Annotated in this window: 20 protein-coding genes, 1 other RNA gene and 3 pseudogenes; 16 read left to right on the forward strand and 8 right to left on the reverse strand. The window is 41.4% G+C overall.

Features of this window, described 5'->3' with window-relative positions; all coding sequences use genetic code 11:
• Window positions 1–47 precede the first annotated feature (47 nt).
• Window positions 48–230: pseudogene (locus tag WR49_RS21085) on the forward strand (M15 family metallopeptidase); the annotation flags it as partial.
• 288 nt (window positions 231–518) lie between these two features.
• Window positions 519–2,228, forward strand: a pseudogene (locus tag WR49_RS14840) (putative ATP-dependent zinc protease); the annotation flags it as partial.
• 377 nt (window positions 2,229–2,605) lie between these two features.
• On the opposite strand, the gene WR49_RS14845 reads toward WR49_RS14840, so the two are convergent.
• Window positions 2,606–3,175: a hypothetical protein gene (locus tag WR49_RS14845; RefSeq protein WP_231574714.1), complete on the reverse strand. Its 570-nt coding sequence runs from the start codon at window positions 3,173–3,175 to the stop codon at window positions 2,606–2,608.
• Window positions 3,176–3,415: 240 nt separating this feature from the next.
• Here WR49_RS14845 and WR49_RS14850 point away from each other — a divergent pair, with 240 nt between their 5' ends.
• The 3 genes from WR49_RS14850 (at window position 3,416) to WR49_RS14860 (ending at window position 6,331) form a co-directional block, all read left to right on the forward strand.
• Window positions 3,416–3,637, forward strand: a complete 222-nt coding sequence (locus tag WR49_RS14850) for a helix-turn-helix transcriptional regulator (protein WP_231574715.1) — start codon at window positions 3,416–3,418, stop codon at window positions 3,635–3,637.
• The gene (locus WR49_RS14855; protein WP_046224534.1) at window positions 3,634–4,479 is read left to right on the forward strand and encodes a hypothetical protein; all 846 of its coding nucleotides are present in this window, start codon (window positions 3,634–3,636) and stop codon (window positions 4,477–4,479) included. The genes WR49_RS14850 and WR49_RS14855 overlap by 4 nt, the downstream gene beginning before the upstream one ends.
• A gap of 481 nt (window positions 4,480–4,960) precedes the next feature.
• A complete protein-coding gene (locus WR49_RS14860; protein ID WP_197078537.1) occupies window positions 4,961–6,331 on the forward strand; it encodes a Shedu anti-phage system protein SduA domain-containing protein in 1,371 nt (456 codons plus the stop codon).
• A gap of 256 nt (window positions 6,332–6,587) precedes the next feature.
• Here the strand turns inward: WR49_RS14860 and WR49_RS14865 are convergent, their stop codons facing one another.
• The 3 genes from WR49_RS14865 to smpB all read right to left on the reverse strand — a co-directional run bounded on the left by WR49_RS14865 (window position 6,588) and on the right by smpB (window position 8,916).
• Complete coding sequence (locus tag WR49_RS14865; protein WP_046224536.1) at window positions 6,588–7,811, reverse strand: tyrosine-type recombinase/integrase; 1,224 nt, start codon at window positions 7,809–7,811, stop codon at window positions 6,588–6,590.
• Window positions 7,812–7,997: 186 nt separating this feature from the next.
• Window positions 7,998–8,364, reverse strand: a transfer-messenger RNA (tmRNA) gene (ssrA, locus tag WR49_RS21090).
• A gap of 66 nt (window positions 8,365–8,430) precedes the next feature.
• Window positions 8,431–8,916, reverse strand: coding sequence for an SsrA-binding protein SmpB (smpB, locus tag WR49_RS14870; protein ID WP_004735156.1), 486 nt, complete (start codon window positions 8,914–8,916; stop codon window positions 8,431–8,433).
• 119 nt (window positions 8,917–9,035) lie between these two features.
• Here smpB and WR49_RS14875 point away from each other — a divergent pair, with 119 nt between their 5' ends.
• Both WR49_RS14875 and WR49_RS14880 read left to right on the forward strand, forming a co-directional pair.
• Window positions 9,036–9,464 carry an SRPBCC family protein gene (locus WR49_RS14875; protein WP_004735157.1) on the forward strand — a complete coding sequence of 143 codons (429 nt, stop codon included), beginning with the start codon at window positions 9,036–9,038 and terminating at the stop codon, window positions 9,462–9,464.
• Between the two features lie 3 nt (window positions 9,465–9,467).
• Window positions 9,468–9,776 (forward strand): RnfH family protein, encoded by a 309-nt coding sequence (locus WR49_RS14880; protein WP_017056728.1) that lies wholly within the window; start codon window positions 9,468–9,470, stop codon window positions 9,774–9,776.
• 176 nt (window positions 9,777–9,952) lie between these two features.
• Here the strand turns inward: WR49_RS14880 and bamE are convergent, their stop codons facing one another.
• The 3 genes from bamE to nadK all read right to left on the reverse strand — a co-directional run bounded on the left by bamE (window position 9,953) and on the right by nadK (window position 13,320).
• A complete protein-coding gene (bamE, locus tag WR49_RS14885; protein ID WP_010438918.1) occupies window positions 9,953–10,312 on the reverse strand; it encodes an outer membrane protein assembly factor BamE in 360 nt (119 codons plus the stop codon).
• Window positions 10,313–10,479: 167 nt separating this feature from the next.
• Window positions 10,480–12,144 carry a DNA repair protein RecN gene (gene recN, locus WR49_RS14890; RefSeq protein ID WP_046224537.1) on the reverse strand — a complete coding sequence of 555 codons (1,665 nt, stop codon included), beginning with the start codon at window positions 12,142–12,144 and terminating at the stop codon, window positions 10,480–10,482.
• A gap of 291 nt (window positions 12,145–12,435) precedes the next feature.
• Entirely contained in the window at window positions 12,436–13,320 is an 885-nt protein-coding gene (nadK, locus tag WR49_RS14895; RefSeq protein ID WP_017056730.1) for an NAD(+) kinase, read from the reverse strand.
• Between the two features lie 143 nt (window positions 13,321–13,463).
• Between nadK and grpE the strand changes: the two genes are divergently transcribed.
• The 4 genes and pseudogenes from grpE to dnaJ all read left to right on the forward strand — a co-directional run bounded on the left by grpE (window position 13,464) and on the right by dnaJ (window position 19,557).
• A complete protein-coding gene (gene grpE / locus WR49_RS14900; protein ID WP_017056731.1) occupies window positions 13,464–14,045 on the forward strand; it encodes a nucleotide exchange factor GrpE in 582 nt (193 codons plus the stop codon).
• 388 nt (window positions 14,046–14,433) lie between these two features.
• Window positions 14,434–15,707: pseudogene (locus WR49_RS14905) on the forward strand (dicarboxylate/amino acid:cation symporter).
• A 503-nt stretch (window positions 15,708–16,210) separates the two neighbouring features.
• A complete protein-coding gene (dnaK, locus tag WR49_RS14910) occupies window positions 16,211–18,124 on the forward strand; it encodes a molecular chaperone DnaK (protein WP_017056733.1) in 1,914 nt (637 codons plus the stop codon).
• 284 nt (window positions 18,125–18,408) lie between these two features.
• Window positions 18,409–19,557, forward strand: a complete 1,149-nt coding sequence (gene dnaJ, locus WR49_RS14915) for a molecular chaperone DnaJ (protein ID WP_046224538.1) — start codon at window positions 18,409–18,411, stop codon at window positions 19,555–19,557.
• Window positions 19,558–19,715: 158 nt separating this feature from the next.
• Here the strand turns inward: dnaJ and WR49_RS14920 are convergent, their stop codons facing one another.
• Window positions 19,716–20,147, reverse strand: coding sequence for a type IV pilin protein (locus tag WR49_RS14920; RefSeq protein WP_046224539.1), 432 nt, complete (start codon window positions 20,145–20,147; stop codon window positions 19,716–19,718).
• Window positions 20,148–20,249: 102 nt separating this feature from the next.
• On the opposite strand from WR49_RS14920, the gene WR49_RS14925 reads away from it, so the two are divergent.
• The 5 genes from WR49_RS14925 (at window position 20,250) to WR49_RS14945 (ending at window position 24,850) form a co-directional block, all read left to right on the forward strand.
• On the forward strand, window positions 20,250–20,750 hold the full coding sequence (locus WR49_RS14925; protein ID WP_017056736.1) for a GspH/FimT family pseudopilin: 501 nt from the start codon (window positions 20,250–20,252) through the stop codon (window positions 20,748–20,750).
• Complete coding sequence (locus WR49_RS14930) at window positions 20,728–21,330, forward strand: PilW family protein (protein WP_017056737.1); 603 nt, start codon at window positions 20,728–20,730, stop codon at window positions 21,328–21,330. Before WR49_RS14925 ends, WR49_RS14930 begins: the two co-directional genes overlap by 23 nt.
• Entirely contained in the window at window positions 21,327–22,592 is a 1,266-nt protein-coding gene (locus WR49_RS14935) for a hypothetical protein (protein ID WP_017056738.1), read from the forward strand. The genes WR49_RS14930 and WR49_RS14935 overlap by 4 nt, the downstream gene beginning before the upstream one ends.
• Entirely contained in the window at window positions 22,582–22,992 is a 411-nt protein-coding gene (locus tag WR49_RS14940; RefSeq protein WP_017056739.1) for a type IV pilus modification PilV family protein, read from the forward strand. Before WR49_RS14935 ends, WR49_RS14940 begins: the two co-directional genes overlap by 11 nt.
• A 295-nt stretch (window positions 22,993–23,287) precedes the next feature.
• Entirely contained in the window at window positions 23,288–24,850 is a 1,563-nt protein-coding gene (locus WR49_RS14945) for an AbgT family transporter (protein ID WP_046224540.1), read from the forward strand.
• The last annotated feature ends 169 nt before the right edge of the window (window positions 24,851–25,019 follow it).

The following is a 25,019-nucleotide window of genomic DNA, read 5'->3' on the forward strand; positions in this document are numbered from 1 at the left end:
TGATGATATCACCTCTAACTAAGTGACCAAATTCACCGTACCACTACAGCTCAAGAAAGTTCGTTAACCAACTGCTTTCTAAACCCCAACCTGAAGCCAAGGTGTTATTTGAGCGCTACGTCGAATCTTATCGACAGTGCTATCTCAAAAATAAAGATGAGAACGTAGAAAAAGCTCGCGCTATCTGTGCAAAGAAAACAGTCGGGACTTTTAGTGCTATGTTTATCTAGAACCGTTTGTTTTTTAGCAAGTTAAACTCGCTTCATGTGTGTTTTTAATAGCTAAGGTCAGCGCTCGTCGTTGGCCTTTTTGTATTCATTTTTTCAATAGAACACCACGTATTGAACAGGTTATCGGGTATCCATTAGTCAATAATCGATAAGCGAATGCAGCGCAAAGTCATCGGTTTGTCATTGAAAAACTCATAGCGTTAACGTTATGTGAGAACCATTGCTGGTGGGGGAACTCTTTGCCCAATCACTAGTATTATTAGTGAACTGATCACAACGGACCAACTAATGAAAAAGATACCTTTGGCTCTAACTCTTCTAAGTACGCTACTTTTTTCACAATATTCTTTGGCTACAGACACTTCACACACCACTCAAAACCCGACTTACGAACTCGATGGTAAAGCGGTACTAGGCCGTACAGAGAATGTGTACCTCTCTAGTGTTCAAGTGCTTAAAGACGTTCCTTTCATTGGTAAAATTGATACTGGTGCAGAAACCACTTCTATGCATGCTGAAGACATTCATGTGAAGAGCTCTAATCCCGACTACCAAAACCTCAAAGACAAAGAGTTGATGGCGGCGCTATCCGAAGATGTGTTGAACAATAGTGATGTTGACTACAATGACTGGGAAGGCAGTACCTTTGCGAAATATGAGGCTGTGGTCTCTTTCAAGGTTCAAAACCCACGTACGGGTGACATGGTATTAATCGAAGCGCCTTTAGAACGTGTCAGCATGATACGAAGCCGCACCAGCAGCACGCCTTTACTTCGCCCTACCGTAAAAATGTCGCTTACCATTGCAGACCAAGAGCTAAAAACAGACGTTAACCTGACCGACAGAAGTCACTTCTCTGCGCCAGTGCTGATTGGTAAAACCTTCCTTGCTGACAACGCTTTAGTGTTTGCTGGTTACGACTATTTGCAAGAGCAGGAAAACGCGACGGTTGTTGGCCGTAAAGAAGTGGTGTCTATCTCCGGAATGGCGATGAACGCGACCTTCTCATTAAAAAATCGCTACAGTATTCTTCACGCAAAAGATATCGATGTAGATAAGAAGAACAGTGAAGTGACGTTTGATATGTTCGATAACGATGGCAAGCAGAAAGAGATGACACTGCCATTAGTTCGTATGTTAAGCGTGAGCGGTAAAAAGAGACCTCTGGTATATGTACCAGTCCAACTCGATGAAAACACAACCAAAGACGTTCTGGTGTACCTACGTGACCGCTCGAGTAGCGAGTCACAGTTGAGATTTGGTACAAGCACCGCTAGCGAACTTTTCATGATTGATACCAACGCTGAAAATATTCTCTCTGAAGGAACTGATAATTTTAGCGAGGTAGCGAAGAAGACTGAGCCACTGATTATCTCACCGGAAGAAGATATCACATTAGATGGTTTCCATATGAAAGCTATTGCTTCATTTACTGTCAACACGCCTTTGTTGAAGGTCGACAGCTTTGAGATGACAGGTAAAGGCAAAGATGCTTCCGTTGAATTTTATCTTACCGATGTAAATGGTGAGAAGCAGAAGGTGACCAAGCCAATTATTAAGAAGCTTAAAGTCGGGGATGATACTCGTCCAGTTGTAAGTGGTGAGTTTGCGGTGTCTGGAAACGTGCGTACGCAAGAGTTTGCTATCGACGTACTCAATACAAATGAGAAAGAAGCGTACTTTATTTTAGGTAAGAATATGGCGAAAGAGGGCGTTTACGTTAATACACGTTCTGATTACCTTCTGAAAGCTGAGCCACTATTTAAAGTAGGGCACATCGAAGTCGTTGAAGTTAACGGCATGAAGTTCCCGGCTAAGCTCGACACTGGTGCGGATGTGAGCTCAATGAATGCAGTTAACATCAAACGATTTAAGAAAGATGGCCAAGGCATGGTGAGCTTTACCTATCAAAACAACCAAGGCGATAAGCAAGACTTCACTAAGCCAGTGATTGAGGTCATGCGCATCAAAGCCAAGAAAGGCGAGAAGGTGAACATCTTGGCGTATTGGCAAGTGTTTCAAATCTGAAGGGGTTCTGTAGCGGAAGTAGTAAGAATTTCCGCGTTGAGTAACGTATGTGGAGTTGGTCACTGTTTAGCAAAATGTGGGACAACGTCTTTTAGATACAAAAAGGGCGATAACTCAAAGAGTTACCGCCCTTTCCAAACGTTTGGTGGGCTGGCGTCATCTGAAACTGCTTTTTATCTCAATGATTTTAAATGAAAAATTTCATATTAGCTTTTGCTTTGGGTAACTTGTTGGGTACTAAAAGAAAAAATGGGTCAGACATTAAGAAATGTGATCTATGTTGAGTTTAGTCACCCATATGAGTGTGTTCTGTTCTCTCAACTCTTTTTTAGAATAGATGAAAGCTTCTAAACTGAGAAATCTTCATCTCGAAACACCTCTGATTCTCGTCTTACGTGAGGTTTCTTGCGAATTATCCTTTTTGGACGATGACACTCGCCAATGAGCTGGGTTTGTTTTTGAACATAGCTTTCTTTTTTTAATCTTTCTACAAGTACATCAGTCCATTTTTCTACCATTCTAAGACGATATTTTTGTGTATTGACCACTCTTTTGGCGATGAACGGTGTCTCATAGCCAGAATCTTCAAGAAAGTTAGCTATAGCTTTGTCATTGAATCCTTGTTGCTCTTTGAACTTAGCTATGTTGTGGATTTGCATCAGGTACAGAGCTTCTTTGCGGTTCGCTTTACCTTCAAAGCTTCCGTCTAAAAAAGTACTAATGCAAAGCTCGATAATTGCGGACAAATTTTCATTGTTACGGAGTTCCTTACTTGAGAAGCCAAGTTTAGTTCCAATGGCATCAAGGTTGTCTAGTGCGACATTTGACACATGAATTCTCTTGGTTACGAGTCCTGAATCTTTTCTTCTTTGTGTTACATATTGTTGTCTTATAGCTGCATCACTTCTACGTTTCATAATCAATTCTCGTTCCTTATTACATCTTTACGCTACACGATTTTTCCATTTATTTAAATGTATTTTTAACGTGAGACTCACAAATAAAAGCTTTAATTTACTGTTTTATAATGTTTTTTATATTGTGAGTCTCACTATTTTTTATGATGACTTGTGAGGCTCACAAGTTGGTTTCTGTAGTTTGATATGATGGCACCATTATTTGAAACAGAGACAAAAGACATGGCGAATGAGAGATATATGAAAATTGGAGAGGTGTTAGAAAGAACTTCCTATAGCAGAGCTCAGATCTATCGCTTGATGAAATCAGGAGAGTTTCCAAGTTCATATCGACTTTCGAAAAACCGAGTCGCGTGGAAAGAATCTGAAGTGGATGTTTGGGTTGAAGAGCGCCAAATTATTTTTCTACTACCACCATTAGATAAAGGGCAAAAGCTACTCGAAGAGGTATGGAGAAGATGAAACTAGATATATTCTTATCTGGCACCAGATTAGAAGAGTGTGATTGGTTAATGAGCGAGTATGAAGCTTATTTGGAGAACGAGTATCGCATCGAGCTGTTGAGAAAAGTGGCTGATCATGTCCATGGGAGTCTTGGTCGAAGATATAGTTGTGGTCGACTGCATGCGCTAGCAGACAAGCTAGAAGACTGCAACGAAGGTCTATACGAGTGTAAGAGTGTGGCGTGTAAGAAGTGTAATCGGCAGTTCAAAATAGAACGTGTTAATAACATCATTGCTTCAATTTTGCTTGATCAAGAGCAAACACAGAATGTTGAATACGGTGTCTACACTATAATTCAATACTCGCGCGGAGTAGATGCGTATGACTTCGTTGACTATGATATCCCTAAAGATAAAGACAGATTGAGAAAGCTTTTGTCTAGATGTGGTATCGATGGTCCGGTACTGGGTTCGTTTGAGTTAGATTTTCATGGCTCGCCACAAAAATGGTTACCTCATTACCATGTCCTTATGCGTAAATCGGGTAATGAAGAGGCGATTGAACGATTAGCAGAGAAACTTACGAAGCTACACCCCAAGCATATCAAGCAAAATAGACAAGCTAGACCATTCATGAAGCAGGAATTCAGAGATCCTCTCAAGCAGTTGAGTTACATACACAAGTTGGCTTGCTTTGAAGTTCGTGATTATCAATCGTTTTGGGGGAAGAATCTAACTAAAAAATATCGACTTAATAAGTTGATGTTCTGTAAGTCTCTTTGCTGGTTAGATGAACAAGATAGAAGGACGCTACCTTTTCAATTGAATGCAAGAGAGTGGTTAAAACAGTCCAAAGTGTAATCTACGATTTGTGTAGATTACACCAATATTACCTATCTCAATGGCTTAAATTAGAACTTTTAAGAAGCATACGATACAACACTAGTCGCCCATCCATTATGAGCTAATGACAAATAGCAGAACTTCCCTTCACCAGCAAACAAGCAGCTTGGCTTTAAAAACAAACCTAGTAGTAAGACATATCCATTAATTCGTTCTAAGAATGCTGTCGTAGAACAAGCTAAATTGTTATCGCCCCAAAATCATTTAGCGCTCGTTCCTTACCTCTTTCTCATGTAAGTTCTTGACCTATATTTCCTAATGGCAGACTATGAGCCTAGTAGCTCATTCCAACTATACAGACATGATCTGTAATTTGTGAGTGCTAGGGGAAATAAGAAAATATAACAGTATGTTACTATCATGAGCTATGTATTTTCTGAAAATATTATAAAGGCAATGTCTGCTGAAAAGACACTGTTAAATGCTAGGAGGAAGTTTAGTGGTAACAATTGCAGAATTACAAAGTTTTATCTTTGATTATATTTCAGAATATAGAAATAGTTATGAGCGGTATACATCACTTCCTCCAGAAGGCGCTGGTTATCCAAAGCATGCCATATCACCATTTTTGAGCTCAAAGGAGTTCGAAGTGTATCTTGCGAATGATGGTGTATTAATTAATGAAGTTGCGGCAGAACCAGACTACCAGTGGTATATTGCGGGTGGTCCAGCATTAAAGGTTGATTTTGAACCAACAAAAACACCTCCAGAAGTAACACAAATAATAAAAGATCATGGCTTTGAAGGTAAACCAATTGGCATTTATCGAATTGTAGCGAAAGAACACATTCCCAGTGCTGTATGGAGAGGACGTGTTAAGCACATAAGTAGTCAAATATCTGTAAAAAACTCTGATTTAGATGTCACTTTAAGAATGACAAAAGTTGAAACTAGCCTTAAACAACTGGTTTGTAATTTCACATTTGGTGCCTATGGCATGGTCTTAGACTCTCACTTACCAGATCAAAGTTGTTCATTTGGTGAACCACATATAACTGAAAATATGGGCTTCTTCCCAGCTGATTTAAACAATCGCAGGTTTTTTAGATACTTAGAAGTCTACGGTACATCTGACAAGGCTGCGTGGGACAAAAGAATTATAAGTATTCGTGTTTCACACGATTTACGACGCGACTTTGCAAAAAAACTATCTAATCCAAATGGAGATAAAGGTGGTGCAATGTCATTTGGTAAAAACAACCAGTGGGTCGAAAATTACTCAAATCGTCTTGGTCAACTAAAAACAGCTATTGATGACTTCAAGCATATATTAATGTTTCAATCCCACGAGACAGAAAGTGTTTTCCATGAGTTAATTGAAAAGCATCCAATACTTCTTGATGTTTATGGTCACTGTGAGAGTAAACCAAAACTTAAGTATCCGCAGGGTGAGTTATCACCAATAGGTAAGGCATATTTAGAGCCGGATTTTATTGTTTCGTATTCAGATCAGTCTTACAAATTGGTTGAGTTAGAAAGAGCATCAAAAAACGTTGTAACTAAGCAAGGCCAGCCAAGAGCTGAAGTGGGTCAAGCAATATTCCAGACTGCTGAGTGGGTACATTATATTCGAGAGCATTATGGATTAATTCGCTCAAGGTATCCCGGAATCCATACTAAATATAAAACTAGTGTAATCATGAGCCGTTCAACACAAGCTAGTTTTAATGGTGTGGCTGATATGAATCGTTATAAAGAATTGGTTATTCAACAATTTGCAATTGATGAAATACTGACATATGACGACCTTTTTGATAAAGCATGCACTGCATATACGATTTTAACTGGTTTATCACCACATAGCATTTAACTCATAAAGATTAAGGTGTTGCGCAGCCAACACTAAATCCCGAGTGTTGAATAAGCCCAAAGCCTCTTTGTTAAGTAAATTGTACGATTGAGTATGAAGAGCACATCGCTTTGAGATTCTTCTCAGGGCGAGCGATACCTGTCACATTTAAGCTGGTCGTTCGGTTGCAATACCAGAAGTAACCCGAAAAGCTAGAATGATTTATAGATCGGAACTCGGAATTGTCCAATTCCGAGTTACTACGACTTATTGTGTTTCAAGCTACTACCGCCAATGACACTCTTGATTGAGATGCGTTGACGATATGCTTACTCCACCAATCCATAAGGTCTCTTCTGCGTTCTAGATAGTCTGTACGGTTATACGAACGCTGAGTGCTATCACCAATTGCGTGGGCAAGAGCAGCTTCCACCAACACGAAATCATGGCCATTCTCATTAAGGATCGTACTAGCCATAGCTCTCATACCATGAGATACCAAGCGATCCTTAAAACCCATTCGCTTGAGTGCCATATTTGCGGTTTGACTATGCATTGGTTTTTTCGGATCTTTAATTGATGGAAACACATACTCGCTATTTCCATTCATTGCTCTCATTGTTTTCAGCAGATTAATTACCTCTTCAGTTAGAGGTATACGGTGTTCCTTTCGTTTTTTCATTCTTTCTTTTGGTATGAGCCATACACGTTCTAGTAAATCAAATTCCGCCCATTTCGCGCCAGCCGCCTCATTTGGTCTTGTCATAGTATGAAGTTGAAACTCAATAAGGCAGCGTGTAGAGCGTTTAATGCTCGCGTTTGCTAGTGCATTCATTAGAGCTGGTAGTTCATTTGATTCCAGCTTTTTCATATTTTTCTTAGTGGGCTTTTTAAAAGCAGCTAGGATGTTGCTAATCGGATTTGATTGAAGTAGTCCGCAGTTCATCGCATAGACCATAACTTCATTTAAGCGCTGTGTTAGACGTTTAACAGTTTCCAGAGAACCTTTAGCTTCTACTACCTTTAGAGTTTCGATTACGGACTGTGCTGTAATCATAGATATAGGTTGTGAGCTTAAAGTCGGGAAAACATGAAGCTCAAATGAGCGCCAGATATCCTTCGCGTAGTTTTCGGTTACTTTTGATTTCTTTAGTTCCATCCACTCCAGTGACACATTCAATAGCGTGTGCTTATGTATAGCCTCGTGTTTTTCCTTCTCTTCTTTTTCGTGGTGTTTGGGATCGATGTTTAGTGCTACTAGCTCACGGTAGCCTTCTGCTTTTTTTCTTGCATTAGCTATCGATAGTTTCTTATATGTGCCTAAAGCTATATTAGCCCGTTTTCCTGTAGTGGGACTCTTGTATACAAAACGCCATGACTTCGTTCCATTTGGCATAACTCTAAGTTGTAAGCCTTGCCCGTCACTGAACAATTGTTCTTTTTCGGTTGGTTTAATGCCTTTTACTTTTTTATCTGTCAGTTGAATTACACGTCTTGCCATTTTTAAACCTATTTAGTACCCAAAGTATCTTGGATGAGAGTATAGGGTAATTGGTTGGGTACTAAAAACGTGAGCAGATATGAGACGCGATGAGACAGAATAAGACAGAGAAGTGAGTTAAATGATTGAATTTTTAAGGATTTAGATACAAAAAAGGCCACCCGAAGGTGGCCTTTTCCAAACGTTTGGTGGAGCTGGCGGGAGTTGAACCCGCGTCCAAAAATCATTCATCATTGGTACTACATGCTTAGTCGATCTTTAATTTCACCAGCAACCTGCGAACCGACACGCTAGTTAAAGGCTAACCTGAATTATAATTCGCGCTTTTCCTCTCAGGTGGGAGAAGCCACGCTAGCTAGTTTGGGTTTGATCTCTTATTATTCCCCGTCTTACGAGCGGAAGCTAGGGTAAGAGAGCTCTGAGCAGGTTATTAAGCTGCTAGTGCGTAGTTTTCGTCGTTTGCGACTATTTTTTTGCGGCTTTTAACGTGGCCAACCGCCCCACGGCATGCACCTCAGACTTCAAAATTCCTGTCGAATCCTAAATCAGCCCCAAGTGTTATTTGTATAGTACCAGAAAAGCTTAACCTGTCTAGCGCTGTGCGTTTAAGTGCTTAAAATTAACGCAAATTACTCTTCATAATTCGTGCTTTGTCTCTCGCCCAATCTTTTTCTTTCATATCAGTACGTTTATCATGCAGCTTCTTACCTTTCGCTACGCCAACTTTAATCTTCGCCCAAGAGCGAGACCAGTAAAGTGCGGTTGCGACAAGTGTCATGCCTTCACGGTTAATACGACCGATAAGGTTGTCGAGTTCTTTTCTCGACATAAGGAGTTTACGGATACGTGTTGGGTTCGCCACGATATGAGTGCTCGCTTGAGTAAGCGGAGTGATCGTCATACCACTGATGAATGCTTCGCCATCTCGGATGTAAACGTAGCTTTCTGCGATATTGGTTTTGCCTTCACGTAGGGACTTTACTTCCCAACCTTGTAGCTCAAGCCCCGCTTCTATCTCATCATCGATGAAATATTCGTGGCGAGCTTTCTTGTTAAGCGCAATGGTATTGCTACCAGCTTTTGATTTTGATTTATTCTTTGCCATAATGGCCTCATTATACGGATTGAGCCCTAGATGGGGAATCCTTTTTATTTGCGCTCTGGCCCAATACAATTAAAATTGCAGTTTGTGTTAATGTAACGCTGTCTTTAACAGGAGTCTATATGCCAAAGGTTACTCGTTCAGCATTAGTGTCGTTTAGTGCCGACCAGATGTTCAGCTTGGTCAATGATGTTGCTCGTTATCACGAGTTTTTGCCAGGGTGTTCTGGTTCACGTGTGATCGAATCTTCAGATTCAACTATGGTGGCTTCAGTTGATGTCTCTAAAGCTGGTATCAGCAAAACATTTACTACCTCTAACCGTTTAGCGGATGGTGCTGAGATCTTGATGGAGCTGGTGGACGGTCCATTTAAAAAGCTGCAGGGTGGTTGGTATTTTACTCCGCTCGACGAGCAAGCTTGTAAGGTTGAGCTTAAGTTAGAGTTTGAATTTTCTAGTCGAATGATTGAAATGGCATTTGGTAAGGTTTTTAATGAACTAACGAGCAATATGGTCAGCGCTTTTACTCAACGAGCGAAACAGGTGTACTAAACCATGACTATTGAATCAGATATGATCCACGTAGAAGTCGTGTTTGCGCTTCCTCACGAACAGCGTGTGTTTACCTTAGTTGTGAACAAGAACGCGACCGTTGAAGAGATCATCGCACAGTCTGGTGTTTTGGAACTGTATCCAGAGATCGACTTAGCGAAAAACAAGGTTGGCGTATTCAGCCGCAACGTTAAGTTAGATGCAACGGTTCGTGATAAGGATCGTATCGAAATCTATCGAGCACTATTGGCTGATCCGAAAGAGATTCGCCGTAAGCGTGCTGAACAAGCAAAAGCGGCTGCCAAAAAATAAAAATGCTCAACGAATCTGAATGAGAAGAGAGCTCTCATCGGCGAGCTTTTTTTGTATCTGCTGGTTAGGTGATTAAAGTTGACTTGTTAGTGGATATAAAAAAACCTGCTCATGTGAGCAGGCTTTCGCGATTCTTTGCTTTGTCGACTGATAGCTTTATCGGCTGGACCAGAAAGCTAGCGAAGGCTTTCGAAGAACTCATCACTAGCTTCAAAATCACCATTTATCGTTACTAAGGTGCCAGTCGCATCAAAGTTAACAACGAGATTTTTCTGAATCGAGTCTTCATGGCCTTTTGTGTGATGGTAAATGTAGTACCACGTATCTGGGTAGCCGTTTTCGATAAGCATTGGTGAGCCCATAACGTAACGAACTTGTGTTTTTGTCATGCCAAACTTCAGCTGGTCGACAGCTTCCTGTTCAACATAGTTACCCTGATTGATGTCAATTCGATAAACCAACTTCTCTAATAGAGAGCAACCGGTCAACATTGTTAGTGCAAGTGGAACTGCAACTAACCACTTTTTAATTCGCATAGTTTGAGATCTTTCTTCGCTAAAATACTGCCTGATAATAAACAAGCTCCAGCAAGAAGTAAAAAGCTCCTTGCGCTTTGAACTTGTTATGACTAGCAATTTTGAATTTAGTTGCAAAATTACCAATGATTTTCGGTAAATTATCAGAAAGTTGCTGAATAGTTAACCTAGGCTGCGGTTAATAATTCTTTTGCATTGGCTAATGTCGACTCGGTGATCTGACTGCCGCCGAGCAAACGAGCAAGCTCTGAAATACGTTGTTGCTCATCCAATGTGTGCATTTGAGTTTCTGTTTTGCCCGATTTGGTGTTCTTCGCAACGAACAATTGTTGGTGACCACAACCTGCTACTTGAGGTAAGTGAGTCACACACATCACTTGAGTCGATTCACCTAGTGTACGCAGCATTTTTCCGACAACCGCAGCAGTTGGTCCACTGATACCCACATCGACTTCATCGAAAATCAGACTTGGTGTATCGATTTTTTGCGCGGTGATCACCTGAATTGCTAATGAAATACGTGAAAGTTCACCACCAGAGGCTACTTTAGCAATGGGTTGCATCGGTTGACCTGGGTTCGTCGAGACAATGAAGGTCACGTTATCCATACCTAATGGAGAAGGATGTGTATTGGTGTTGTTCACTTCAATGGCAAACTGCGCTTTTTCCATGCTCAGTTCGTGCATGCTTTGCGTGATCAGCTTGTTTAGCTCTTTTGCGTAACGAGTTCGAGATTTATGAAGCTTCTCTGATTTAGCAACGAACGATTGGTATTGGTTCTCGACTTCGCATGCTAACTCATCCAGCTTTTCATCGGAGCAATCAAGCGCTTCAACTTGTTGTAATAAATCTTGGTGATGCTTGTAAAGCTCTTCAGGCAACACATGGTGTTTGCGAGACATCGACATCACCTTTGAGAAACGCTCTTCAACGTAAGCCATACGACCGGGATCAACATCAATGCTGTCTAGGTATGTTCTTAACTCGTTGTTAGTCTCTTCGATCTGAATAATCGCTTCAGAAAGCAAGTTCGGTAACTCGGCCAATCTTTCATCTAGCTCAGCTAGCTGAATTAAGGAGTGATTGGCCGATTGCAGAATACCAAGCGCATTAACTTCTTCGCCTTCGTAAATAAGCTCGATAGCCTGCTGGCAGGTTGAGGCCAATTCTCCGCTATTGGAGAGGCGCTTATGCTCTTGTTCGAGGTCTTCATATTCTTCCTCCCCAATAGACAGCTCATTTAACTCTTTGATTTGGTATTCAAGAAGTTGTTTTTGAGCTTGGTTTTGCTGGCTATTTTCACGTAACTCTTTTAAGTGGTTATCCGCTTGTCGCCATGCTTGGTAAGCATTACGTGTTGATTTCAATAGGTTCAAGTGACCTGCGTATTGATCAAGCATGGCCATTTGGTAATCGCTTTTCATCAACTGGTGATGCGCGTGTTGACCATGGATATTGATCAACAGCTGCCCGAGCGATTTCAATTGTGAAAGAGGGACGGGGCTACCGTTGATGAATGCACGAGAACGACCTTCTCTTGATATGGTTCTGCGCAGGATGCACTCACTGCCATCAAGTAGTTCGTTGTCTTCTAACCAGCGAGTTGCATGTAGATTGTTCTCAAGTAAAAAAGCGGCACTGACTTCGGTTTTTTCTTCACCTTGTCTTACCATTCCTGCATCTGATCTTCCTCCAAGGCACAAGCCTAAAGCATCGATAGCGATAGATTTACCCGCACCAGTTTCCCCGGTGATTGTTGTCATGCCTTTAGAAAGTTCTAGCTGTAAAGACTTAACAATAGCGAAATTATTAACACTTAAATGAGCCAGCATTTTTATTTACCTGTATAACTGAACAATACTGTATATAAGGTCAGTATATACTGTTTCTTTATACAGTAAAGTCGACAGGTGAAAATTTTTTGCGATAGCTCTCAGAATTGAACTTGTCTGTAGATCACTGAAACCGCTATAAATTCCCAACTCAGTCGTTCCTACCTCTTGGGAGTGACAGTATGAGAAATTGACGAGAAGCTAGGGCCGACGGGCTTTCTATGGGTGATAAAAAAGGCTGACGAATGTCGTCAGCCTTTAAAATTTTCGGTTATTGCTAGAGCCGTTTAGTTAAAACAACTTACTCGACCAGCCTAGTTTATTACGTAGGACATGATAGTAGTTGTAGTCTTTCGGGTGGATTAGCTTGAGCACATTTGGGCTTTGGTAAATGTGAATTTCATCGCCAGGGGAAACCGGTAGCGAGATTTGACCATCGCAGCTCACTTCTTGAGTGCCGCGGTTATCAGGCGATACGATCAGCTTGATGCGGCGCTTACCATCAACGACAAGTGGCCGGCTTGAAAGCGTATGTGGAAACATTGGGACCAAGGAAATGGCATTCAAACTTGATGACAAAATAGGACCACCGCCAGAAAGCGAATAAGCGGTAGAACCTGTTGGCGTTGATACGATCAAACCATCAGAACGCTGTGAGAAGGCAAAGCTGTCGTCGATATATACTTCAAACTCGATCATATGTGCAACCTGACCGGGGTGAAGTACCGCTTCGTTAAGTGCGGCGTTGTGACTTTTTATTTGGCCGTGACGGTGAATTTCAGTTTCAAGTAAGAAGCGCTCTTCTTCCATGAACTCTCCTTTGAGTACATCAGTAAGTGCACTCTGGAAGTTTTCAGGATTGAGATCGGTTAGAAATCCAAGGTTACCTCGGTTAACACCAATCACCGAAATGTCAAAACGTGACAAGATCCTGGCTGCTCCGAGCATGTTTCCATCACCACCGACGACAATCGCTAGATCGGCACGCTTTCCTAATTCAATTAGGCTAGAAAAATGTTTTTTTGGGATATCATCTAAAATACTGGCGAGTCTGTCATCGACAAACACTTGATAACCCTCGGAACTCAACCATTGGTAGAGTTCTTTATGGGTCTGAATTGCTTGTTGATCTCGAGGTTTACCTATAATGGCGATGACTTCAAATGGCTTTTTCATACGGTTTCCAAACGAATTAGGCTTGAATCAAAATTCTTCATCCCCATAATAAAGGCAAGTTGAACGTCTATGCGAGTGTTTTATATCAATTTGAGGCGCAAACATGCCCGTCACTTGCATTGAAAACGAATTCTGGAGATATCATGAGCAACGAAGAAAACAAAGTAACCGAAGAAGAGCTAGATCAGATCATTGCTGAAGCAGAGAAAGTTGAAGAAGCTGAGCTTAATGAAGGTGCAGTTGACGAGCAGGAAGCAAAAATTGCTCAACTAGAAGCAGCGTTGCTATCTAGCGAATCTAAAGTGAAAGAACAGCAAGATTCTGTTCTTCGCGCAAAAGCTGAAGTTGAAAACATGCGTCGCCGCAGCGAGCAAGAAATTGATAAAGCTCGTAAATTTGCTTTGAACAAGTTTGCTGAAGGTCTACTTCCTGTTATCGATAACCTAGAGCGCGCAATTCAAGCTGGTGATACAGAGAATGAAGCGGTTAAGCCAATCCTTGAAGGTGTTGAGCTTACGCACAAAACATTTGTTGATACTGTTGCTAAGTTTGGTCTCAGAGAGATTAACCCTGAAGGTGAAGTGTTCAACCCTGAGTTCCATCAAGCGATGTCTATTCAAGACAGCCCAGATCACGAATCAAACACAGTTATGCTCGTGATGCAAAAAGGCTACGAGCTGAACGGTCGAGTAGTTCGCCCTGCGATGGTTATGGTTGCTAAATAATTAAAGTAGTACGTAGTCAAGTGATTGACTGGCACACTTACTGAGTAAATAGCGATTGCAAAATAATTCACTGGTTAATGTGAAATGAAAAGAGAGGCATATGCCTCTCTTTTTTTATGCTTGTAACTTGGAGTCCTCGTAAATAGTAATCAAAAACGTATTGATAACGTCGTTCTCTTTATTTTATCCAGATCAGGCATTTAGAGTTTTATGTTATGAAACTGATTGTTATTGATGGAATGTTTTGATATCACATTTGTAAATTTTTTGTGAATAAGTGATTTTAATTGTTATCTTTGTATGTAAAATCCACTGCAATATAGCGATTTGAGTCGCATATATAACTATAAAAGTACAAATTTTAAACACAACAGACTGGAGAAGAACGATGGATAAATCGCTCTCAAGTAAGATTTTTGTAGGCTTGTTTGCAGGACTACTTATTGGTACTGCTATTCAGTACTTATTTAGCGGTATTACGATATTTGATACTTATCTGCTTGGGTTAGCAGAAGGTGCTGGTGGTATGTTTGTCTCTTTGATCAAACTATTGGTTGTTCCACTGGTATATGTTTCTATCGTGTGTGGCATTGTTGAATTGAAAGATATTCGTTCTTTCGGTCGCCTAGGTGGTAAAACTTTTGCTCTTTACATTATCAACACCATCATCGCGATCTCTGCTGCCCTAACCGTTGGTCTTATTTTCCAACCGGGTGCTGGCGCAGATCTAGCTGGAACGATCTCTGAGACAGTTCAATTAACAACAACTGAAACGCCAGATATCTTCTCTCTCGTTGTGAATATCGTTCCTAGTAACCCTGTAGAAGCGTTTGCAAGTGGTGACATGCTACAAATCATTTTCATGGCAATTTTGACAGGTCTTGCTATTCAAGCTCTTGATTCACGTGGCGGTCCAGCGATAAAAACGTTCAAGATGGCTAACGAAATCATGATGAAACTTATCGGCCTCGTCATGAGCCTGGCTCCATTTGGTGTATTTGCACTGATGATTCAACTGGGCGCAACGCTTGATGCTAATACCCTGATGTCGGTCGCCGGGTATGTTGCACTAGTAGTTGCAATGTTAGTGTTTTGGATTTTCTTCTTCTACCCAATGATGGTTGGCCTAGCGACAGGTATTACACCTAAGCAATTCCTACGTGCAATTCGTGAGCAAATCCTTTTCTCACTATCGACGGCAAGTTCGAATGCGACGATTCCTGTAACAATGCGCACCCTAACTGAAAAGCTTGGTGTATCTAAATCAGTAGCTGGTTTCGGTGTTCCACTAGGTGCAACAATGAATATGTCTGGTGTATCTATCTACATCGCACTAGCGACAATGTTCGTCGCAAACGCATTCGGTCAACCAATCAACACTGCTGACACTTTACTCTTGGTCTAACAATCCTGCTACTGTCTATCGGTGCTGGTGGTGTTCCAGGTGGTGGTGTTGTAATGGTAGGTGTTCTATTGCACCAACTAGGTTTACCACCAGAAGGTCTTGCTATCATTGCTGCTGTTGACCGTATTAATGACATGTTCTGTACTTCTTCTAACGTGGTCGGTGATACTGCGGTTAACACTATCGTTGCTAAGTCTGAAGGTGAAATCGGCGCAGAAGTTAACGAAGAAGCCGAATTAAAGAAAGCAGAAGTATAATCAGAGGCTATTTGTTCTATCGATGAAACTTGAATAGAAAGCCTGAATAGATAAACGGAGCCAAAATGGCTCCGTTTTTATTGGGTGAGAGGTTAACCATATTTTATCGCTTTGGTTGAGTAGAAACTTGGGCAGGTTGAGTTGATGAAAAGCTTTTTAACTAGTCTGCTTACAGAAACAGAAACAGAAACAGAAACAGAAACAGAAACAGAAACAAGCTCTTTCTATAGAAGAGTGGATCGGCGGCTGATAAACCTAGTTGTGGAAGTTATAAGCTCAGTAATGATAGGTATTCGTGCCGAATCATCCTTTTTTAGCAAAATAAATTTAAAAAAATATCTTTTTACCCTTGAAAAGGTGTCGTGAGCCCTTATCTATTGGGCATACGAAAGCAAATTACATTTGCACTTTAATTTTGTGTCTTGGGGTTGAATCCCTGATTATCACCCCCCACATATGTGGGTATAGCAAAAACTAAATAATATATATTCGGAGATGGCCTGATGGGTAAAATCATTGGTATTGATTTAGGTACTACTAACTCTTGTGTTGCTGTTCTTGACGGCGACAAACCACGCGTAATTGAAAATGCTGAAGGCGAACGCACAACAGCATCAGTAATCGCATACACAGAAGGCGAAACGCTAGTTGGTCAACCTGCGAAACGTCAAGCTGTTACTAACCCTCAAAACACACTGTTCGCTATCAAGCGTCTAATCGGTCGTCGTTTTGAAGATGAAGAAGTTCAACGTGATATCGAAATCATGCCTTTCAGCATTATTAAGGCAGACAACGGTGATGCATGGGTTGAAGCGCAAGGCCAAAAAATGGCGGCTCCTCAAGTATCTGCTGAAGTTCTTAAGAAAATGAAGAAAACAGCTGAAGACTTCCTAGGCGAAGAAGTAACTGGCGCAGTTGTTACTGTTCCTGCTTATTTCAACGATGCTCAGCGTCAAGCAACTAAAGATGCTGGCCGTATCGCTGGTCTAGATGTTAAACGTATCATCAACGAACCAACTGCTGCTGCTCTAGCTTATGGCTTAGACAAGAAAGGTGGTGATCGCACTATCGCTGTATACGACCTTGGTGGTGGTACATTCGATATATCTATCATCGAAATCGATGAAGTAGAAGGCGAGAAGACTTTCGAAGTTCTTTCAACTAACGGTGACACTCACCTTGGTGGTGAAGATTTCGATAACCGCATGATCAACTACCTAGTCGATGAGTTCAAAAAAGAACAAGGTATCAACCTTAAAACTGATCCACTAGCAATGCAGCGAGTTAAAGAAGCAGCAGAAAAAGCGAAAATTGAGCTTTCTTCTACGACTCAAACTGACGTAAACCTACCTTACGTTACTGCTGATGCGACTGGTCCTAAACACATGAACATCAAAGTGACTCGTGCGAAGCTTGAGTCTCTAGTTGAAGACCTAGTTCAACGTTCTCTTGAGCCACTAAAAGTAGCTCTAGCAGATGCTGACCTATCTGTAGGCGAAATCACTGACGTTATCCTAGTTGGTGGTCAAACTCGTATGCCTATGGTTCAAGCTAAAGTAACTGAATTCTTCGGTAAAGAGCCACGTAAAGACGTGAACCCTGACGAAGCTGTTGCAATGGGTGCTGCTGTTCAAGGTGGTGTACTAGCTGGTGACGTTAAAGACGTTCTCCTACTAGACGTTACTCCTCTATCTTTCGGTATCGAAACGATGGGCGGCGTGATGACTAAGCTTATCGAGAAAAACACAACTATCCCTACTAAAGCGGATCAAGTGTTCTCTACAGCTGAAGACAACCAAAACGCAGTAACTATCCACGTTCTTCAAGGTGAGCGTAAGCAAGCGACTTACAACAAGTCTCTTGGTCAGTTCAACCTAGAGGGTATCCAACCAGCACCTCGTGGCATGCCACAAATCGAAGTAACATTCGACCTAGATGCTGATGGTATCCTGAACGTATCTGCTAAAGATAAAGCAACAGGTAAAGAGCAGAAGATCACTATCCAAGCATCAGGTGGTTTGTCTGATGAAGAGATCGAAGCAATGGTACAAGAAGCAGAAGCTAACAAAGAAGCGGACAAAAAGTTCGAAGAGCTAGTAACTGCACGTAACCAAGCTGACCAAATGATTCATGGTACTCGTAAGCAAGTAGAAGAAGCTGGTGAAGCTCTACCTGCAGAAGAGAAAGAGAAGATCGAAGCAGCTATCACGGCACTAGAAGAAGTTAAGTCTGGTAACGACAAAGAAGCTATCGACGCTAAAGTTCAAGAACTTATGCAAGCAGCTCAGAAGCTAATGGAAATTGCTCAACAGCAAGCTCAAGCACAACAAGCTGGCGCTGAAGCGGGTGAGCAACCTAAGCAAGATGACGATGTGGTAGACGCAGAGTTTGAAGAAGTTAAAGACGACAAAAAATAATTTCGTCGCAGAGTAGCCTGGTTTCGTTGTCGGAAGTGCTCACCTACTAGCGTAGGCTCTGCGCTTCCTCCTAGAACTCAAGCTATCTGCTTAGAAATTTGTCTCGAAGACTTATTAATACGGGCGTCAGAGGTAACTCTCACGCCCGTAAATTTGTGTTTAGACTTGTCGATCTAGATAATAGCTTTATTCGGTTCTTCAGCCGACAGAACTTTTATCTAGATTGATACACAGACTACTGAAGTGAACATTCGGTAGTAGTAATTATTTTGGTGACCTAGAACATGTCAAAACGTGATTTTTACGAAGTATTAGGCGTAAGCCGCGATGCATCAGAGCGCGATATTAAAAAAGCTTACAAACGCTTAGCGATGAAATTCCACCCGGACCGTAACCAAGGTGACGCTGCCGCACCAGATAAGTTTAAAGAAGTAAAAGTAGCGTACGAAATCCTGACCGACCCTCAAAAGAAAGCCGCTTATGATCAATACGGCCACGCTGCTTTTGAACAAGGCGGTATGGGCGGCGGCGGTGGGTTCGGTGGCGGTGGCCAAGGTGACTTCGGCGATATTTTCGGTGATGTATTTGGTGATATCTTTGGCGGCGGTCGTCGTGGTGGCGGTCAAGCACGTGCACAACGTGGTTCTGATTTACGTTACAACATGGAGCTTTCTCTAGAAGAGGCGGTTCGTGGTATTTCTAAAGAAATCGAAGTACCGACACTGGTTGAATGTGATACTTGTGACGGTAGCGGCGCTAAAGCGGGCTCTTCTGCACAAACATGTGGCACTTGTCATGGCCATGGCCAAGTACAAATGCGTCAAGGTTTCTTTGCTGTTCAACAGACTTGTCCTACTTGTAATGGTAAAGGCAAGATCATCAAAGATCCATGTAACTCATGTCACGGTCAAGGCCGTAAGCAGAAGACAAAAACACTTAGCGTTAAGATCCCTGCAGGCGTTGATACTGGCGATCGTATTCGTCTGTCTGGCGAAGGCGAAGCGGGAGAGCAAGGCGCTCCAGCTGGCGACCTGTACGTACAAGTTCACGTAAAAGAGCACAATATCTTTGAGCGTGACGGCAACAACCTTTACTGTGAAGTTCCAGTCAGTTTCTCTATGGCTGCTCTAGGCGGAGATGTTGAAGTCCCTACATTAGATGGCCGTGTTAACCTTAAGGTACCAGAAGAAACACAAACGGGCCGTATGTTCCGTATGCGTGGTAAAGGCGTGAAAGGCGTTCGTGGCGGTGGTGTGGGTGACCTAATTGTTAAGCTAGTAGTTGAAACCCCTGTTAAGCTAAGCTCTCGCCAAAAAGAGTTACTGCGTGAATTCGAAGAAACATGTGGTGGCGAAGCGGCAAGCAAGCACAAACCAAAATCTGAAGGTTTCTTCAGTGGCGTTAAAAACTTCTTCGATGACCTAACTAAGTAATCAATTAATTACTTGGTAACTGGTTAAGCCAACTAATAGGGTTGTTGATAAAATTAGGAAGCCTGCTTATGTAGCAGGCTTTTTTGCATCTGTAGATCAGAGAATAAATAGCTGATTTTTTGGAGGTACGTTCTCGAATTATTTGATGGTTTAATTCGTTACTTCCAACATGTTTCTGGTTCCGAGATACCTGAGTGGTGTAATTCCAAAATATCGGTCGTCGAATCGAAGCAGTCATCGTTTGTTTGTGGTGAATGTGGTTCAGCCTGAATCGAATAGGTGGTGGTGCTGGCTGAAACCGCTAGCGTGTATCGGCTAGTATCGGTATCACAAAATAAACATGTCCCTCCAGAAATAATACCCGCCGCTGCCGACGCGTAGTTTCCGGTGTACAGGGTCTCTATTTCCAACTGTATCTTTGTCATATCAGCCATTGCTGTGACTCGATGCGCCTTTATCACATGATTGGTATAACTTGGATACGCTATTGCACCTAGTATCCCTATGATGATGACAGTCAACAATAATTCGATCAATGTCATTCCTTTAATACTTAAGTTGTTGTTGTTGCATTTATTTTTTCGAATCATCACGAGTAGTTTCCTTTTATTATTCTGCCCATTTTTCTCTGGTGATAGCATCTGTGCAAGATTAAATACGGTTACGTATCGGTTTACATAGGAATTTGGGAAATGTCTCGCGGGTTTACCTTCTTAGAGCTACTTATAACCATTTCAGTGCTCTCAATATTACTGGCAGTTGCTGCGCCAAGTTTTAGTTCTGTCTCTCAGACTATTAAGATGCAAAGGCTAGCAAGTGAATTGAACGGTTTTATGATGCAAGCGAAATCTGAAGCTGTGATGAGAAATACAGACCTTTGGGCGCACTTTCTGATGAATGGTAACTCAAGTGATACTGGTGACTGGAAAGTAGAGCTAACTGAATTTAATGTTCCTAATACAGGTACTGCAATATTAACGATGGAGGGCGGGGCGTTCCGTAATGTTGATGTCACCGTTAACTATAGCTCAGAACAAATAAAATTCAGTGGAATCAATGGAAGGGCTAAAGATGGAAGCTTTTTATTTGATATTAATTCAAAGCCATTGAAATTAATCACGTATAGAGCTTCTGGGCGGATGAGGATATGCGGTGTTGGAGGAGACTTTTATGGTTATCAAGCCTGTAGTTAGAAGGCGACAATGTGGTGCGACTTTAATTGAATTTATGATCTCTTCTATCTTAGGCGTTATTGTTATTGGAAGTGTCGGTTCAGTCTTTATATCAGGACAAAATATAGCATCAGAGAAAAGTAAGGAGTTGCTATTACTACAGCAAGTTTCTGGTGCTCTCCAGTACTTTAAAGAAGATCTTCAGCGAGCTGGCTATGATGGAGGAGCTGGGATATCTCTAAAATTATCTGATGCCACAAATATAGTATACATATCTCCGGACTCAAAAACGGTCGCATACGCTTATACATATCAATCTGAGGTGAGAAATGTTGCGTTTGTATTTGATTCAGGTGTAGTAAAAGTCTGTGACAGTCCTTCTACCACTGTAAAAACAGTGTCTGCAGCCACGAGTGGTTGTTCTTCTATTTTTGAACCGAATCAAATCCGAGTGATTAACTTCGATGTTAGTCAATCAAGTATAGGCACTCAAGGGGTTAGTTCCGGTATTACAACCATTGCGATCTCAGCGGAGTTGGTTGGGGACACTTCAGTAAGTTATTCATCAAGTGTGGTTGTAAAAAATAGGAATTGGGGATGAATAAAAATCAACAAGGCGCGGTTGTTCTATTGGTGACAAGCGTGTTACTGGTCTCTGCTTTAATGCTCACTTTCGGTAGCTACCGTTCGGTTTTCTACCAAATAAAGAGAGCTCAAAATGAAGTGGAAGCTCGTAAGCAGCATTGGAAGGCAGAAGGAGGTTTAGAATGTGCGATTACAGAAATTAAATATGATCGTTCTATTCATCCAGTAAATCAGGCTTATAGTTTATGTGATTTATCTTCAATATCTATTTCCCCTCAGACTGTTGGTGAAACGATATATACGTTGACATCAATGAGTGGTTACAGTTCATTGAAAAAAAACATAGATATATCTTCTCGCTCAACTGGAGCTATTCAGGCTCGATCTGATCTTAAATTGATCGGTGCGAATGAATTTGTTCCCGATGTTGAAGGGGATGATCAATGTGTATCTGTTCGGTATGCGAGTGGGTTTATCATGAATGGTTCATTTAAAACCTTGAACCCTGCAGGTGTTATTTGTGACAGTGCGTACCAAACAGACACAGAGGCATCGGATTATATGTGCATATCAGGTGATAGTAATTGTGTGAAGCATAGTAAGTCGGATTACGACCTAACTGTTGTCGGGAGCGATATAACTCACAGAGGTGCAGATAAATTAGTTGAAAATGACTTTGTTTATGATCCTAGTCTTGACCCATTTGAAAGTTTTTTTGGAGATACAAGAAGTAATATTGATTCAATAAAAGCAGAGTATGAGATTGTACAAGGGACTGTAACCTCAGGATCTTCGGGAAGTGATAGCTGCCAAGATAGAATCAAGAATGCTTACTCTATCAACGATAATGTTTGGGTTGAAGGTGACTGTGATCTTGAAAGTGGTAACTTGCTGAATACAACTTCAATTGGTGCATCATCGAAGGTGTTAGTTGTCGAAGACGGGATTCTTAGTGTAAATGGGGCCAATGACTTCCCTGGTATTATATATCAGTTATTCACCTCTACGATTCCAAACGGTGCGAATTTAAGCTCGCGTTGGACAAGTGATGTCTCCACGTATAACAACCTCTCTACAGCTGAGTTAACGGTAGCCCAAAAAAAGAAACTAACATTCTTCTCTCGTGGTGCATTTAAGCCTAAAGGAGGTTATGTTTTTGATACACCGGGAGGCTTAACCGTTTTTGGTGTTTCATTAAGTTTAACCTTTGATTCCGGGTCTGTTCCAAATAACAGCTTAAAGGTTAAGTGGCAAAAAGGTTCATGGAATGATTTGTAGACAAAAAGGCTTCAACTTAATCGAAGTACTCATTTCTTTTTTATTGATAGGAGTAGGAGCTCTTGGACTTATTAAACTACAAACGTATGTGGAGCAAAAATCTGATTTTGCTATTCAAAGTGTTGAGGCTTTGCACTTAGCTGAAAATAAATTGGAAGGGTTTAGAACTCGCGGAGCATCTGCAGCTTTGTCAAGTATTACCCCTACCGATTTTATTACTGATATCGTCGATGGTGAGGATCACACCCATGTTAAGTATCAACTTGATTGGACAGTGACGAGTCGTTTATCTGGGGCGTTGAAAACTATCCAGATGACCAGTTCGTGGCAAGATAGGTTTGGAGAAGATCAATCCATAACTTTAGATACAATGATTTCTAAATACAGTGAGTTTGACTGACCTTTTAAATAAACAATATCTGTATATCAGTTTCTACCAACTTTTTACTGATGATTTTAATTTTTAGGGTGTTATTTGCGCCCTGGTTAAAGTTATGTATACGGGATGGTGTGTTTTGTGTTTTTATATTGTTGCTACCTAATAGTAATTTTGCAAAATATGTCTCCATTTATGTAAAATAAGGTGGAACCTTGTGCTTTTTAATGGCGATTTAAATAGAATATGTGCTGTGCCAATAGGCCTTGATTAAAATTTATATAAGCCCTAAACAAACAACATCACATATGGAGTTACCATGAGTAACCAAGCCGTAAAAAAAGCACCGCCGACTGATAAGATCAGTGGGATGGACCGCTTTCTAAACTTCATTGAACGTGCCGGTAACAAAATCCCAGATCCTGCCCTACTCTTTTTTTGGGGACTTATTTTAGTCTGGGTGTTATCTGCTGTATTCTCACGTTTTACTTTCGATTTGATTCACCCTGTATCTGGTGAAGCCATTGTCGTTTCGAACTTATTAACAGGTGAGTCCTTTGCGAGCTTTTTAGCTAATATGGTGACTAACTTTACCGGGTTTGCACCTCTTGGAATCGTGCTGGTTGCTATGTTAGGTGTTGGTGTTGCTGAAGCTTCAGGCTTTATTAATACTGGTCTGAAAAAGATGCTGAACGTGACTCCTGCTAAGCTATTAACGCCGATGCTGATCTTGGTAGCTATTGTGTCTCACACAGCTGCCGATGCTGGTTACGTACTGGTTATCCCTCTTGGTGGTATTATTTTCCACGCCGCGGGTCGCCACCCTCTAGCGGGTATTGCAGCAGCGTTTGCTGGTGTATCAGGTGGCTTTGCGGCAAACTTCTTGCCATCAGGTATCGATCCTCTTTTGGCGGGCTTTACACAAGAAGCTGCGCAAATTCTTGATCCAGATTACATAGTAAACCCTCTTTCTAATATCTTTTTTACAGGTTTATCTTCCCTATTAATTGTAAGTATTGGTTGGTATATAACGGATAAGATTATTTCACCACGTCTTGCTAAAACTGCTATCGATGAAGATGCAGAAGATGCACCGGATATGGGGTCATTTACCGAAATTGAAAGTAAGGCTTTCTCGCGTGCGGGTTGGGCAATGGTCGTTGGTATTGTTGCTTTGATTGCTGCTTTAGTACCTGAGACCTCGCCTTTGCGTTCTCCTGCGGGGGAAATCACTTCTTTTAATGCGCCAATTATGAAGTCTATTGTACCGCTTATCTTTATCCTGTTTATTATTCCAGGAGTGGTTTACGGTCGTATTGTTGGTACTTTTAAAGCTAGCGACGACATCATTAAATCGATGTCTGCAACTATGGCAAGCATGGGCAGCTTTATGGTGATGGCTTTCTTCATTGCTCAGTTCCTAGTCGCTTTCTCTCAATCTAACTTGGGTACATTACTGGCGCTATCTGGTGCTCAGTTATTGCAAGCGATGAACCTACCAGGACAAGTGACGATTATTGGTATGATTTTACTAACCGCATTTGTTAATTTATTAGTCGGTTCGGCTTCTGCTAAGTGGGCGCTGATTGGTCCTATTATGGTTCCAATGCTAATGGCTGTCGGCATCTCTCCAGAGCTGACGCAAGCGGCGTACCGTGTTGGTGACTCAGTTTCCAATATCATTTCTCCGATGATGGTGTTCTTCCCATTAGTTGTTGTTTACATGCAGCGTTATGTGAAGGGGTCAGGCATTGGTTCACTAGCCTCCATGATGATGCCATACTCTATCGCGATGGCAATTGGTTGGTCTATCTTCTTGCTAGCTTACTGGGCGCTTGGTATCCCACTAGGTATCCAAGCACCTTACACTTACACAATGTAAGGCTCCACTAAGTCATATTAAGCAGCACTAATAAATGTTAAGCTCGCACCGAACAAGCGAGCTTTTACTGATTATTTTCCTATGTTCTATATTTATTAGGGCAGCTTTAATGAGCTAATGGCTATTTTTATTCCGTGTTTAGTATTCCTTATACTGAGTATAAGACTAA

This window comes from Vibrio sp. ECSMB14106, assembly GCF_000972265.1.
GTDB classification, from domain to species: domain Bacteria; phylum Pseudomonadota; class Gammaproteobacteria; order Enterobacterales; family Vibrionaceae; genus Vibrio; species Vibrio kanaloae.